A 14,530-nucleotide genomic window follows, 5' to 3' on the forward strand; every position below is an offset into this window, starting at 1 on the left:
CGCTTTCAAGGACACCGCCATGACCTCTCGCCTGTCGCGCCGGCCCGTGGGCCGCGCCTTCTCCACCCCGCCCTTGCACGCTCCGACCGCCCGTGGACCGGCCCGTCCGCGCTTGAGCCACTTCGCCCGTGCCGCCTTGCTGCTCGCCGGCGGTGAAGCCGCCTTCGCCCAGGACTCCGCTGATGCCGGATCCAGTACCGCAGCGACCGCCGCAGCGAGCGGAACGGCGGCCATCGTCGTGCCCTCGGTGCTGGTGACCGGCGCGCGCGCCGAGCCGCGCACCGTGCAATCGAGTCCGACGCCGGTCGACGTCTTCTCCGCCGACGCCATCGACGGCGCCGCCCGCGCCGGCCTGCTCGAAACGCTGAACTCGCTGGTGCCGTCGTTCAACCTGCCCAATTGGGTGGGCTTCGGCAACAGCACGCTGGTGCGCGGCGGTCAGCTGCGCGGGCTGAACCCGGACCACACGCTGGTGCTGATCAACGGCAAGCGGCGACACAGCACCGCGCTGCTCGGTGCCGGTGGATTCACCGCCTCCGCGCCGGCTGATCTGTCGCTGATCCCGACCGGCGCCATCGAGCGCATCGAGGTCCTGCGCGACGGCGCCTCGGCGCTGTACGGCTCCGACGCGATCGCCGGCGTGATCAACATCATCACGCGCCAGGACCGCGAAGGCGGCAGCGTGCAGGCGCGCGTCGGCGAGTACTACGAGGGCGACGGCCTCACCCAGCAGTACCAGGGCCACCTCGGCCTGCCGCTGGGCAAGGACGGCCATCTGAGCCTCGCTGCCCAGTACGACAAGCAACGCCCGGTCTTCCGCGACAGTCCGGTGCCCTCGACCTTCCTCTTCTACTTCCCGCGCAACGCGGCCGGTCAACCGATCCTGCCGTCGGGCAGCCTGGCCTCGAATCCAACGCTGCCGGCCGGCGCAACGCCTGACCCTCGCGAAGCCACGCGCAACAGCAACCAGGTCTTCGGTCTTGGCGGTCTGCAGGGCTTCGAACTCGGCTCGCTGAGCGCCGATGCGGGACTGGACCTCGGCGCCGGCATCGAGGTCTACGGCCTGGCGACCTACGCCCACCGCAAGGCGCGCGCGCCGCAGTACTTCCGCCACCCGTCGCGCGACGAGGTCGTCCGCGCGCTCTACCCGGACGGCTTCACGCCCTTCTCCGGCATCACCGAGAACGACCTCTCCGCAACCGCCGGCGTGCGCGGCGGCGAGGCGACGGGCTGGCGCTGGGACGTCAGCGCCGGCGTCGGCCGCGACGACATCGACACGTACATCTACAACTCGGTCAGCCCGACCTACGGCCTGGCGAGCCAGCGCGACTTCTTCCTCGGCAACCAGACCTACACCGCCTACACGGCCAACGGCGACCTGCGCCGCACGCTCGACATCGGCGGCCTGGCCAGCGAGTTGTCGCTCGGAACGGAACTGCGCCAGGAACGCTTCAAGCGCGGCGTCGGCGACGAGCAGTCCTGGGGACACGGCGGCCAGCCGGTGCTTGACGGCCCCAACGCCGGCAAGGCGCTCGGCAACGGCTTCTCCGGCTCGCAGGCCGACACGGGCAACCGTCCCGAGGACGTCATCAACGCCAAGCGCCACAGCGAGGCGGTCTACCTCGGCCTCTCTCTGAAGCCGCTGCGCGACTGGGTCGTCGACACCGCGGTGCGGCGCGAGAAGTTCTCCGACTTCGGCAGCACGACGACCGGTCGACTCGCCACGCGCTTCGAGATCGCTTCGGGCTTCGCGCTGCGCGGCTCGGTGAGCTCCGGCTTCCACGCGCCGCCGCTGGCCGCGCAATCGCAGCGCGCCACCGACATCGCCAACGACTACGCCAACCACCAGCTGCGCGTCTCCTCGCCCGAGGCCATCGCGCTGGGCGCCAAGCCGCTCAAGCCGGAGAAGTCCGACAACCTGAGCCTGGGCGTCGTCGCCTCGCCGCTGCAGGACCTCAACGTCGCGGTCGACGTCTACCAGATCAAGGTCAAGAACCGCATCGCCACCTCGACCAGCTTTCGCGAGGCGCTCTACCCCGGCACCGGCGCGCTGGTGCAGGCGGCGGGCCTGGGCTTCGCGGACGGCATCAACTACTTCATCAACGCCGCGGACACCCGCACGCGCGGCATCGACGTCACGCTGGACGGCGCGTTCAAGGGCAACGGCTGGGGCCGGCTGCGCTGGTCCGCCGCCCTCAACTACAACGAGACCGTCGTCAGCCGCGTCGCCGACACGCCCGCCGTTCTGCAGGCCTACAACGTGCCGGTCTTCAGCGTCGCGCAGCAGAACACGCTGAAGTACCTCGCGCCGCGCGACAAGGAAATCTTCACCCTGAACTGGAGCCGCAACGACTGGTCCGTGCAGACCCGGCTCACGCACTACGGCACGATCAAGCGCGTCGGCTCGCCGGCCACCATCCCCACGACGGGACCGTGGGCCGGCCAGCGCGAGATCGTCTACGACGTCGGCAACCTCTGGACCACCGACCTCGAGATCGCCTGGAAGGTCACCCCGCGCGTGCGCCTGGCGCTGACCGCCAACAACCTGTTCGACCGCAAGCCGGCCACGCTGCCGGATCCGCTGCTCAACAAGTTCCAGAGCTACGCCTACGTCAACAACGGCCCGATCACCGGTGCCGGCGGCTTCTATGCCGTCTCGGCGCGGGTCGACTTCTGATCCCCCCTCCGTTCATCGCTTCAACGATCCGCTTTCAACGTTCCATCGCCCCAACCACCTTGAGGAGCTTCCCATGCCCATCGAATTCGTCGGCGGCCTCTTTCCGCGCAACCAACTCGCCCAGCGCGCATCCAACGCCTCGCCGCGCCTGGACCTGACCTACCTGCGCGACCTCGCCCGCGCGCACGAGCACGCCGGTTTCGACCGCGTGCTGATCGCCAACGGCGGCGGCGACCCGCTGTACCTCGCGGCCTTTGCGGCGTCGCACACCGACAAGCTCGGCTTCATGATCGCGCACCGTCCCGGCCTGGTGCCGCCGACAGTCGCCGCACGCGCCTTCGCGACGCTGGACCAGACGACCGGCGGCCGCATCCGCCTGCACACGATCACCGGCCACGCGCCGGAGCCGGGTCATGGCGAACGGCTCTACGACAAGTCCGAGCGCTACGAGCGCGCCGGCGAGTACCTGGACATCGTCCGCCGCGTGTGGACCGAGGACAAGCCGTTCGACTACCAGGGCCGCTTCTATCAGCTCGAAGGTGCGTTCTCGCCGGTGAAGCCGATCCAGCAGCCGTATGTGCCGATCTCGCTGGGCGGCTCATCGGAAGGCGCGTACCGCGTCGCGGTGGAGCACACCGACCTCTACGCGCTGTGGGCTGAGAGTCTGGAAGACACCGCCGCGCGCATCCGCAAGCTGCGCGAGATCGCGGCCGAGGCCAACAAGCCCGCGCCGCGCGTGAGCCTGTCAGTGCGCCTGATCATCGGACCGACCGAAGAGCTGGCCTGGCAGAAGGCGCGTGAGATCGAGGCGGCGCTGAAGGCCGGCACCGCAGCGCGCGGCCGCATCGAGACGAACGGTCTGAGCGGCGGCGCCGAGCGCCAGCTCGCGTTGGCGGCGAAGGGCGAGGTGCATGACAAGGCCTTGTTCCTCGGCACGTCGACGGCGATCGGCGGTGGTACGGACAGCACGTCGCTGGTGGGCACGCCCGACACGATCATCGAGTCGCTGCTCGCGTACTACGACATCGGCGTCACGACCTTCCTGAACCGGGGCTACGACCCGTTGCCCGATGCCATCGACTATGGGCGCTACATCATCCCCGCCGTGCGCGAGGAAGTGGCGCGTCGGGAACAGACCGCGCAACGCAAGGCGGCTTGATCCGCCATTCCACCTGCCGAGGCTGCTGGCCCTCACCCCCACCCTCTCCCGCAAGCGGGAGAGGGAGTCCGACCGACTCGACTCGCAGCGCCGACGCCTGTTTCTCCCTCTCCCGCTTGCGGGAGAGCAACCGCGTCAAACGAATGCAGCGGTAGACCTTGCTCCCTCTCCCGCCTGCGGGAAAGCAGCCGCGTCAAACGAATGCCGCGGTAGACCTTGCTCCCTCTCCCGCTTGCGGGAGAGGGCGGGGGTGAGGGGCGCGCGCAGCGCGCTGGGTCTAGGCAGTCATGCAGCGTCTTTCTTGCTCGCACCGGTGTGAGTCGCATATGGCGGCACGGTGGTCGCCAGTTCCGCGTGGACGGGATCGTTCTCATCGAACGCCGGCACATCGAAGCCGTGTTCCAGATCCAGCAGCGGCAGCAGCGTCCGCGCGATGCGTTGCGCTTCCGGCACCAGCGGCCAGCCGGAGAGGATGAACGCCTCCGTGCCTTGCGCGTGGAACTCCTTCAAGCGCTCTGCCACCTGCTCGGTGCTGCCGACGATCCAGGTGCCTGCCCACGGATGCAGGATGTCGAAGCCGAACGGGCTCGGCCCGACCCACACGTTGGGATAGACCTCGAGGTCGCGCAGCGCGGGCAGCTTGCCTGCGCGCAGCGCGGCGATGCGGCGATGGACCAGCGGATCGTCGCTGACCACCTCTTCATCGAGCCCCTTCGGACCGAGGTGCCGCGAAGCCAGCCGCACTGCCGTCTCATGCGAAGTCTGGTCGAGGATCCACTGCGCGTGGGCCCAGGCTTCCTCCTCCGTATCGCGGACGATGATCTGCAGCCGTGTGCCGAAGCGCAGCTTGCGCCCATGCGCCGCAGCCCGCGCGCCGACGCGGCGGAACTTGTCGCCCAGCCGCGGCGGCGCATCCGCGAAGCTCAGGTACCAGTCCAGCAACTTCGCCGAATGCTCGACCCCGGGCTCCGACGTCCCCGCGCCCCACAGCGGCATCGTGGGCGTCTGCGTCGGCGGCAGCGGGTTGCGCAGCGGCACCACCGCGCGCGGCGCGATCTGGATGTACTTGCCCTGGTAGCCGTCGTTGGAGCCCGCGTACAGCTGCTGGAACGCGTCCCAGAACTCGTAGCTGTAGGCATAGCGCTCGTCGTGCGGGATGGGCATCCCCATGCTCTTGAGCCCCGCATCGTTCCCGTTCACGACGTTGAACAGCAGCCGCCCCTTGCTGAAACGGTCCACCGTCAGCGCCATCTGCGCGAGCTTGGCCGGCGTGATCAGGCCCGGATGTTGCGCCGTCAGGAAGCGCATGCGCTCCGTGTGCGCGACCAGCAGGCCGGTCAGGCTCAGCGATTCGTGCTGGTCGGTGGCCAGCAGCGCGCCGTAGAAACCGAGCCGGTCGATGTTGCGCGCCTGCGCGACGAGCTGCGCCGGATCGTTCTGCCATGAATGCGCGCGTTCCCACGGCACCGGACCGTCGGGGCTGCTGATGTACCAAAGAATCTTGATGCCCATGGGGCGCTCCTTCTGAATTCGGGATCGGACGCGCGAACTGTCTGCAAGAGACATGCCGGATCGCAGCAACCCCAGCCACCAGGCTTCACGGGGCTTCACGAGGCTCAGACGACCCCGTCCCGGCGATGCCCTGCGCAACGCTGCGCAGCGCTGGCCCGACGGCAGCACGCCGCTGTTGCGATGGCAACAGACCGATTGATCGCGCCAGGCGACGAAGCTTGAAATGCTTATCGGATTGACGGGAATGCCGTATCCATCGGCCCTCCAAGGCCTTTAACGAGCTGGCACGAATGCTGCGAAGGGACGGTTCTCCCTGCCACTCCACCCACGTTCGAGGTCATGAAGACAGCCATCCGCCGCTCCACGTCGCCTTCCCGCTTCCTGCCGATCACCGCCGTCGGCATGGCCTGTGGACTGCTGTGCGCGAACGGCGCTGTCGCACAGACGGTGGCCTCGGCATCGTCCGCCCCCTCCGAAGCAGCCTCGCCCGAACCCGCGGGCGGCGGCTCGCGCGCGCAGCGCATCGAGTCCGTGAGCATCAACGGCAAGCGTGCCGGCTCGGTGCTGCCCGACCGGCCCAGCGGCTCCGTCGACGGCCTCGACGCCGCCGTCGTCGACGTGCCGCGTTCGGTCTTCCAGATCGACGAGCAGCAGCTCCGCCGCGAGCCGCTGCGCAACGCCGACGACCTCGTCCGCTACGCGCCGGGCATCACCCGCAACGGCGGCCAGAACGTTTCGATCGCGCCGCTGATCCGCGGTCAGGCCTCGGAACTCTTCCAGGACGGCCAGCGGACCTACAACGTCCGCCACCCGTTCAACACCAACGCCTTCGAAGGCGTCGACATCGTCGCCGGCCCGCCCTCGCAGGTCTTCGGCCCGAGCAGCCGCAGCGGCGGCTACGCCAACTACCTCGCCAAGAAGCCGGACTTCAGCACCCAGCGCACCACCCTCAGCGGCAGCTATGGCAGCTGGAGCACCAGCAAGCTGACGCTGGACACCACCGGCCCGATCAGCGACACCCTCGCCTACCGCGTCAGCCTCACGCCGCAGCGCGCCGACGACTACTACGACGGCGTCAGCAACAACTACAACGCGTTCTACGGCGCGCTCGCGTGGAAGCCGACCAGCAAGGTCCGCGTCGACTGGAACCTCGCGTACGACGACTACTACGACTTCAATGTGATCCACGGCTGGAACCGCGCGACGCAGCAGTCCGTCGACAGCGGCCAGTACTGGGGCGGCCGTGCGACGCCCATCGTCGCGCAGACCGTCGGCTCGGCCACGCGCTACTACTCGCCGGTCTACGCCTCCGGCGCCTACAACAGCGCGATCACCGGCTGGGTCGAACGCACGCCCAACGCGAAGAACCAGTTCATCGCCGGCCCGCTGCTCACCGGCGCGCAGCTGCCGTCCTTCCTGACCAGCGCCACCAACCCCGGCACCGTCCGTGGCTGGGTCTACGACCCGACGACACCAGGGAACGGGGCGACCTCGATCTCCCGCTCCGACTTCTCCAACCCCAACGACAAGAACACCGCCAAGCGCGCGACCTCGCAGCTGCGCGTCGTGGCCGAGCTGTCCCCGTCCTGGTCGCTGGCCAACAGCACGCTGTTCCAGTACTCGAAGGACACCGGCGACTCGGTCGGCAGCTTCTTCACGCAGTTCAGCGACCACTTGCTGGACAACCGCACCGAGCTACGTGGACGAAACCACTTCGAACTGGGCGGCGTCGGCATCGACCTGCAGAGCAACACCGGTGTGTCGCTGCGGCGCGAGAGCTTCACGACGCTCGCGGCCAACAACAGCTTCTTCACCGCGCCTTATGACCTGACGGCGCCGCTCGGCCTCAAGACGCCGGCCACCATCTACGGCCTGCCGGTGCCCGCGGGATCGGGCTCGTGGATCGGGACGGCGGGCGTGCCGCAGCAGACGTCCTTCGGCTACCTCAACCTGCCGAGGATGTACCCGGTCGCGAACGGGCTCTATGCCGAGGCGGGCGGTTCCGCCACCGTCGGCGGCGCGACCTACACGGCGCGCGGCGACTGGACCAACACGGGCGTCTTCACGCAGCTCAACACGCTGGTCGACGGCCGCTTCGGCCTGAACGTCGGCGTGAGCGCGACCAAAGTCAACGCGCACATCGAGAACCCGCTCGCCGCCACGGCCGCGCAGGTCGCGTCCGACGACCGATCGACCTGGCTGCCCGCCGCGCAGGTCAACCTGCTGTGGAAGCCCACCGAGCAGAGCACGATCTACGCGACCGTCGACCGCTCCTACGCGATCAACACCGGCGGCTTCGCGGACGTGCTGACCTGGGGCGCGAACAACCAGCTCAATCCGCTGGCCTTCCGCAGCCTGTCCAACCTTCGTGAGTTCGGAGCCAAGGCGGACCTGATCCCCGGCCGGCTCTTCGCCTCGCTCGCGTACTACAAGGCCGAGCGCGACCTCTCGCCCGCGCCGGACGGCTCCATCGCGCGGCTGCGCATCCACGGCACCGAGGCCGCGATCCGCGCGCAGCTGTCGAATCAGCTGTCCGCCGGCCTCAACGCCAGCGCGATCAACGCGCGCTACGACTTCGTCAGCTTCGGCTCGGGCGGCTTCTTCTCGCCGTGGGGCTTCGTCGCCGACAACGCCACCGTGTTCGGCGACGGCAACGTGCTCAACAAACGCCCCGCGCCGGGATCGCTGCAGGCACCGGGCATTCCGAAGCACTCGGCTTCCGGTTTCGTCGACTACCAGCTCGAGAACGGTCTGGGCACGCAGCTCTCGGCCTGGTGGACCAGCGCCTGGTACACGAGCATCACGCAGACGGTGAAGGTGCCTAGCGAGCATGCCTTCGACTGGACGCTGTACTACCGCCAGCCGCGCTACGAGATCAGCCTCACGGTCCGCAACCTGACCAACGAGAAGAACTACAGCGCCGGACTCACCGGCACGACCAACGAGTTCCTGGTGCCCAGCCCCTCGCGCAGCGCGCAGGTCAGCGTCGTTTATCACTTCTGAGGAGCCAGGCATGGACGACAACGAACTGTCACGTCGCCAACTGCTTGCCCGCGCGATCGCGCTGGGCGGCTGGTCCGGCGTCGGCGCCATCGGGCTGAGCGGCTGCGGCGACGCGCGCCCGGGCGGCGCGGGAACCGCGTCGGCCTCCGCCAACGCAGGCGGCAATGCAGCAGCCAACGCGACCACGGGCACGGCGGCAAACGCGCCCGCAATCACCGCCTCCGGCCCGACCGGCGCGCCGCGTCGCGGCGGCCGCCTGCGCCTGGGCGTCATCGACGGCAGCCAGGCCGGCAACCTCGACGCGCACAAGCCGACCGCGGGCGCCTCGACGCTGCGCGGCTTCGCGCTCTACAGCAAGCTGTGGGAGTGGAGCCCCGACATGGCGCCGGAGCTGGCGCTCGCGGAATCCGCCGAGGTCTCTCCCGATGCGAAGACCTGGACCATCCGGCTGCGCAAGGGCCTAGAGTTCCACCACGGCAAGACGATCTCCGCCGACGACGTGATCTTCTCGATCCGCCGGCTGACCGACCCGCAGCTGGCCTCGCCGTACGCCGGCCTGGTGTCGGTCGTCGACCGCGACGCGCTGAAGAAGCTCGACGACCGCACCGTGCGCCTCACCTTCCGCGAGAACCGCGGCTACGTGCCGCTGGCCGACGCGTGGGTCAACTTCGGCGGCATCGTGCCGACCGACTACGACCCGACGAAGCCGGTGGGCGCGGGGCCGTTCAAGCTCAAGGAGTTCATCCCTGGCCAGCGCTCGCTGTTCACGCGCTTCGAGAACTACTTCAAGCCCGGCCGACCGTATCCGGACGAGCTGGAGATCATCGACTTCAAGGACCAGACCTCGCGCCTGCAGGCGCTGCAGAACGGCCAGGTCGACGTGGTCAACGCGATCTCGCCGGAGCAGCTCCCTCTGCTGGGCCAGTCGTCGGGGCTGCGCACGGTGATCTCGGAGACGAATTACTGGCAGTCCTTCGACATGAATGTCGAACTCGCGCCGTTCAACGACGTGCGCGTGCGCCAGGCCTTCCGGCTGATCGCCGACCGGCAGGCGCTGGTGGACCGCGCGCTCAACGGCCAGGGGCGCATCGCCAACGACCTGTACGCGCCGCAGGATCCGACCTTCGACCATTCGATCCCGCAACGCCGGCAAGACTTGGCACAGGCTCGGGCGCTGCTGGCTGCGGCGGGGCATTCCTCGCTCAGCGTCGAGCTGGTGACGACGGCCGCCGGCGCGCGCGCCGCGCTGGTCTTCGCCGAGCAGGCCAAGCAGGCTGGCGTGCGCATCGACGTCAAGCAGGTCGACGCCGCCACCTTCGCCGGACCGCGTCGCACCAGCTGGCCGCTGAGCACGGGCGGCTCGCTGGGCCACGCGTGGCTGGTGTCCGCGCTGCACGCGGACGGCCCGCAGGCGGTGGTCAACAAGACGCGCTTCCGCGATGCGCGCTTCACCGAGCTGGTCACCGCCGCAATGCAGCAGCCCGATCCCGTCAAGCGCGCACCGCTGGTGCATGAGGCGCAGCGCATCCAGTACGAGCGCGGCAGCCTGCTCATCTGGGGCTTCGCCAACACGCTGGACGCGGCGAGCACGCGCGTCGGCGGGCTGGAGCCTGAGCACACGCACTTCCCCACCTGGCGCTTCGACAAGCTGTGGCTGGCATGAACCGCGCGGACCGAACCGCTTCCACCGATTTCTCGCTCACTCCGATCTTCATGAAGAAAGCGACTTCACCATGACCCGCATCGTCGCCCTCAGCGGCAGCCTGAGCCGCCCCTCGCGCACCCGCGCGCTCGTCACCGCGATCGCCGAGCGCATCGCCGACGGCCGACCGGCCGGCACCGACGCCCGCATCGACATCGTCGACATCGCCGAGCTCGCCTCCTCGCTGGCCGGCGTCACCAGCTTCGAGCGCCTGCCCGCGCCGGTGGCCGCGGCGCAGGACCTGCTGACGCAGGCGGACGTCGTCGTGCTCGGCTCGCCGGTCTACAAGGGCTCGTACAGCGGGCTGTTCAAACACTTCATCGACCTGCTCGATCCGACGCGGCTGCGCGGTAAGGTGGCGGTGCTCGCCGCCACCGGCGGCAGCGACCGCCACGCGCTGGTGCTGGAGCACCAGTGGCGGCCGCTCGCCAGCTTCCTGGAACTGCACACCGTGCCGGCCGGCGTCTACGTGCGCGACAGCGAGTTCGAGCAGTACCAGCTCGCCGCCGACCGCGTCGCCAGCCAGGCGCGCATCGAGCTGGCCGCCGCGCAGGCGCGCGCGCTGCTCGGTTGGCCGCTCGTCAGCGCGACCACCGTCGCGCTCGCCGCCTGATCCAACTCACCTGTCGGCGAGCACCGTGCCCGCCTTCTCCACCTACGCCTATTCCTGCGCCTGGATCCAGGCCAATGAACAGGCCCCTGCCGAAAGGAACCGCATGTCCACCGTCATCGAACCTTCGACCGCCGTCTCCACCAATGCAAACGCCAACGCCCTCGACACCCCGCCGCCGCTGAGCGCCGCGGCGCAGGAGTTCGTCGCCCAGGTGAAGCAGCAGGCCGCCGTCATCTTCGAGGCCTACCGCGAGACCGGCACGATCACCGCCTTCGGCACGGTCGGTTTCATCGAGCGCATCCCGGGCGAGGACAAGCTCGTCTCAGTCAACTATCCCGGCCCGTTCGACCGGAACAAGCCGCTGACCGCCACGGTGACGGGCTTCGACGGCACCGTCTACGTCGGCGCGGCCGCCAAGGCCGGCCAGGGCCGCTACACCAAGCTGTTCATCGAGCATCCGGAGATCACGACCATCTCGCACGTGCACGCGCCCTACCTCGGCGCGTGGGCGCAGACGCACCGCACCCTGCCGATCCGCTACGTGCCGGTGCAGCGCCACCAGCTCTTCCGCGAGCTGCCGGTCTACATCGACCGCCGCCAGCAGGAGGTCGACTTCATCCTCGACCGCCTGCGCGACAACCCGCATGTCTCCGCGATCCTGGAGGCCAACGGCGGCGCCACTGTCTGGGGCCGCAAGGGCCTGCGCGACACGGCGGAGTTCATCCTGCTGCTGGAGGAAGGCGCGCAGATCCAGGCGCTGGCCGAGGCGCTGGGCGGTTCGCGCGACCTCGGTCCCGGCGTGCTGAAGCAGCAGTGGAAGATGGGCAAGCTCTATGAGCGCGCCCAGGAACTGCATCTGCTGCGCGATACCGACCTGTGATCCGCCGCGACGCCGCATCCGCGAATGCCTCGATGGCCGCCCCGCATGCCACGTGGCAGCGCGCCCTCCGCGGCGCGCGCACCGTCCGCATATGCAACGAGGCAAAACTTCGTTCCTCCGCGGACCGGGGCTTCCTAGCATGGGCTTTTGCCGACGCCATCTCCAGGAGGAAGCCCGACCATGCCACCCAGCGACGCCAACGACACCGGGCTGTTGACCCTGGACAGCGCCTCGGCCGGCCCGTTGTCGATCCGGGCGCGCTCGCTGGCCTTCGTGGATCCGGCGTCGCAGGCGGTGCTGCAGCTGATCGAGCGGGTCGCGCCCAGCGGCGCGCCGGTGATGATCGGCGGGGACTCGGGGACGGGCAAGGAGCTGATCGCGCGGCACATCCACACGCTGAGCGGTCGCACCGGGCCCTTCCTGGCGATCAACTGCGGCGCGATCACGGAGCACCTGGCGGAGAGCGAGCTCTTCGGCCACGAGGCGGGCGCCTTCACCGGCGCGCAGGGCCGGCGCGAGGGCTGGTTCGAAGCGGCGCACCGCGGCACGCTGTTCCTCGACGAAATCGGCGACCTGCCGCTCTCGCTGCAGGTCAAGCTGCTGCGCGTGCTGCAGGAACGCGAGGTGGTGCGGCTCGGCTCGCGCAAGCCGATCCCGGTCGATGTCCGGCTGGTCACGGCGACCAACGTCGACCTGGGCGAGGCGGTCTCGGCGGGGCACTTCCGGCTCGACCTCTTCTACCGGCTCAACATCGTCCAGGTGCGGCTGCCGCCGCTGCGCGAGCGCCTGGGCGACATCGGTCCGCTGGCGCGCCACTTCCTCTCGATCTACAGCAAGCGGCTCGGGCTGCCCGAACCGCGGCTGGGCGACGCGGCCCTGCGCGCGTTGGAGGCGTACGACTGGCCGGGCAACATCCGCGAGCTGGAGAACGTCATCCACTTCGCGCTGCTGGTCGCGTCAGAGCAGGAGATCAGGCCCGAGCATCTGAAGCTGGCGGGTCAGCCGACACGGCGGCATGCGGTCGCGGAGCCTTCGTCATCGGGACCGCCGGGCGCGCCCATCGCCGCGGCGCCGCAGGCGCCACAGTCGCCTCCCCCGTCGACGCCGCAGGGCGCGGGCTTCCACGCGGCGTCCGCCGCTGCGACGGAGCCGCCACCCGCGCTGCTGCGTCGCGCCGTCCAGGCGTTGCTCGAATCACCGCCCAAGTCGCTCTTCAACGACGTGGAGCGCCTGCTCGTCGAGGAGAGCTACCGCGTCAGCGGTCGCAACCAGGTGCGGGCCGGCGCGCTGCTGGGCGTGTCGCGCAATGTCATGCGCACGCTGCTGAAGCGGCATGGATTGATCGGGGACGGCACGAGCCCCGAGGACGCGGAAGAGGCGGACGAGGCGGAGACCTCCGACGACCACGTGCTCACCCACGGACAGGGTCAGGCAGAGGAAGCCTGAGCCTGGCCGCAAGGTCCGGGACATCCACGACGCCCGCGCGATCGCGCGGCGCGCCCGGGCCAACCCCCACAACCAGAACATCGCATCGCCCATGAGCCCTGTGCCCGACATCCTGTGGTACACCCGCACGCCCAATCCGACGCCGCTCGGACTGGCGTCCCAGCTCGGCTGGTTCCACGACGAATTCCGCGCCGACGGCATCAAGATCTTCACGCTGGAGGAGACGCCGGACCCGGTGCTGCGCCAGTCGCGCAACGATCATCACCTGCCCAACTCCTTCCGCCAGGGCGGCAACGTGCCGGCGATCTGGGCGCGCTCGCAGGGCGCGGAGAGTCGCGTCATCGGGCTGAACTGGCTCGATGAATACCAGGGCATCGTGAGCGCGCCCGGCAGCGGCGTGATCGAGCCGCGCGACCTGCGCGGTCGTCGAATCGGCCTGCCTCTGTACAGCAACCGGATCGAGAGCCGGCGCTCGGAGGCGCTGCATGGGTTCCTCGTGGCGCTGGATCTGGCGGGGTTGTCGCTGAGTCAGGTGGAGGTCGTCGACGTGCCCGTCGAGCCTTCCGGTGGGCCTGGCGCGAGTCCGGCGATCCATACCGGCGCGACCAGTCCGGACTCGCAATTGCTGAGCTCGCAGAACGAATACGAGCTGCTGGTCGCGGCGCTGCAGCGCGGCGATGTGGACGCGATCTACTTGAAGGGGGATCGCGGCCTCGAGCTCACGCATGAGACGGGGGCGCACGTGGTCTTCGACATCAGCCGCGATCCGGATCCGCTGGTGCGCGCGCACAACGGGACGCCCCGGCCGATCACGGTGCATCAGTCGCTGCTGGACAACCATCCGGAGATCGTCGCGCGATTCCTGGCGCGCATCGTCGCGGTGAGCGACTGGGCGGCGAAGCATCCGTATGAAACGCTGGCGTACATCAGCCGTGAGACCGGCGGGAAGGTGCCGTGGGTGAAGCGCGCCTATGGTGACGACCTGCCGCGGCGGCAGACGACCGACCTCGCGGATACGGCCGTCGCGGCGCTGGAAGTGCAGAAGAAGTTCCTGCTGAAGTGGGGCTTCATCCAGACGGACTTCGACATCGGCGCGTGGATCGATCCGGCGCCGTTGGAGGCGGCTCGCCGGCTCCTGAGCGAGGCGGCGGTGCAGGCGCTGTAGGCGCTGTAGGCGCTGTAGGCGCTGTAGGCGCTGTAGGCGCTGTAGGCGCTGTAGGCGCTGTAGGCGCTGTAGGCGCTGTAGGCGCTGTAGGCGCTGTAGGCGCTGTAGGCGCTGTAGGCGCTGTAGGCGCTGTAGGCGCTGTAGGCGCTGTAGGCGCTGTAGGCGCTGTAGGCGCTGTAGGCGCTGTAGGCCAGTCTCCCGCAAGCGGGAGAAGAATCAACAAAGGGGTTCAGCACTGCCACGGCCGCTGGCCCTCACCCCCCGCCCTCTCCCGCAAGCGGGAGAGGGAGTCCACTTCCACCGCCGAAGGCGCTGACGAGGCGCTCCCGCAGGAGGGGGAGGGAGCAAGAAGGTCTCCGTACTTCCGCCGCCG

The 14,530-nt window shown here is 69.4% G+C and carries 9 protein-coding genes; 8 read left to right on the forward strand and 1 reads right to left on the reverse strand.

Annotated elements, in window-relative coordinates:
• Positions 1 to 19 precede the first annotated feature (19 nt).
• Both ABE85_RS09655 and ABE85_RS09660 read left to right on the forward strand, forming a co-directional pair.
• Positions 20 to 2,677, forward strand: a complete 2,658-nt coding sequence (locus ABE85_RS09655) for a TonB-dependent siderophore receptor (protein WP_082938490.1) — start codon at positions 20 to 22, stop codon at positions 2,675 to 2,677.
• 73 nt (positions 2,678 to 2,750) lie between these two features.
• Positions 2,751 to 3,836, forward strand: coding sequence for an LLM class flavin-dependent oxidoreductase (locus tag ABE85_RS09660; protein WP_067273221.1), 1,086 nt, complete (start codon positions 2,751 to 2,753; stop codon positions 3,834 to 3,836).
• A gap of 285 nt (positions 3,837 to 4,121) precedes the next feature.
• Here the strand turns inward: ABE85_RS09660 and ABE85_RS09665 are convergent, their stop codons facing one another.
• Complete coding sequence (locus ABE85_RS09665) at positions 4,122 to 5,348, reverse strand: LLM class flavin-dependent oxidoreductase (protein WP_067273224.1); 1,227 nt, start codon at positions 5,346 to 5,348, stop codon at positions 4,122 to 4,124.
• Positions 5,349 to 5,687: 339 nt separating this feature from the next.
• On the opposite strand from ABE85_RS09665, the gene ABE85_RS09670 reads away from it, so the two are divergent.
• The 6 genes from ABE85_RS09670 (at position 5,688) to ABE85_RS09695 (ending at position 14,157) form a co-directional block, all read left to right on the forward strand.
• Positions 5,688 to 8,351, forward strand: a complete 2,664-nt coding sequence (locus ABE85_RS09670; protein ID WP_197507282.1) for a TonB-dependent siderophore receptor — start codon at positions 5,688 to 5,690, stop codon at positions 8,349 to 8,351.
• Between the two features lie 10 nt (positions 8,352 to 8,361).
• Positions 8,362 to 10,014: an ABC transporter substrate-binding protein gene (locus ABE85_RS09675; RefSeq protein ID WP_067273226.1), complete on the forward strand. Its 1,653-nt coding sequence runs from the start codon at positions 8,362 to 8,364 to the stop codon at positions 10,012 to 10,014.
• A gap of 70 nt (positions 10,015 to 10,084) precedes the next feature.
• On the forward strand, positions 10,085 to 10,666 hold the full coding sequence (locus ABE85_RS09680; RefSeq protein WP_067273230.1) for an NAD(P)H-dependent oxidoreductase: 582 nt from the start codon (positions 10,085 to 10,087) through the stop codon (positions 10,664 to 10,666).
• Positions 10,667 to 10,691: 25 nt separating this feature from the next.
• Positions 10,692 to 11,546 (forward strand): class II aldolase/adducin family protein, encoded by an 855-nt coding sequence (locus ABE85_RS09685; protein ID WP_231993270.1) that lies wholly within the window; start codon positions 10,692 to 10,694, stop codon positions 11,544 to 11,546.
• A 180-nt stretch (positions 11,547 to 11,726) separates the two neighbouring features.
• Positions 11,727 to 12,992 (forward strand): sigma-54-dependent Fis family transcriptional regulator, encoded by a 1,266-nt coding sequence (locus ABE85_RS09690; protein WP_082938492.1) that lies wholly within the window; start codon positions 11,727 to 11,729, stop codon positions 12,990 to 12,992.
• Between the two features lie 91 nt (positions 12,993 to 13,083).
• The gene (locus tag ABE85_RS09695; protein WP_067273231.1) at positions 13,084 to 14,157 is read left to right on the forward strand and encodes an ABC transporter substrate-binding protein; all 1,074 of its coding nucleotides are present in this window, start codon (positions 13,084 to 13,086) and stop codon (positions 14,155 to 14,157) included.
• The last annotated feature ends 373 nt before the right edge of the window (positions 14,158 to 14,530 follow it).

The sequence above is a fragment of the Mitsuaria sp. 7 genome (genome assembly GCF_001653795.1).
Lineage (GTDB): Bacteria > Pseudomonadota > Gammaproteobacteria > Burkholderiales > Burkholderiaceae_C > Roseateles.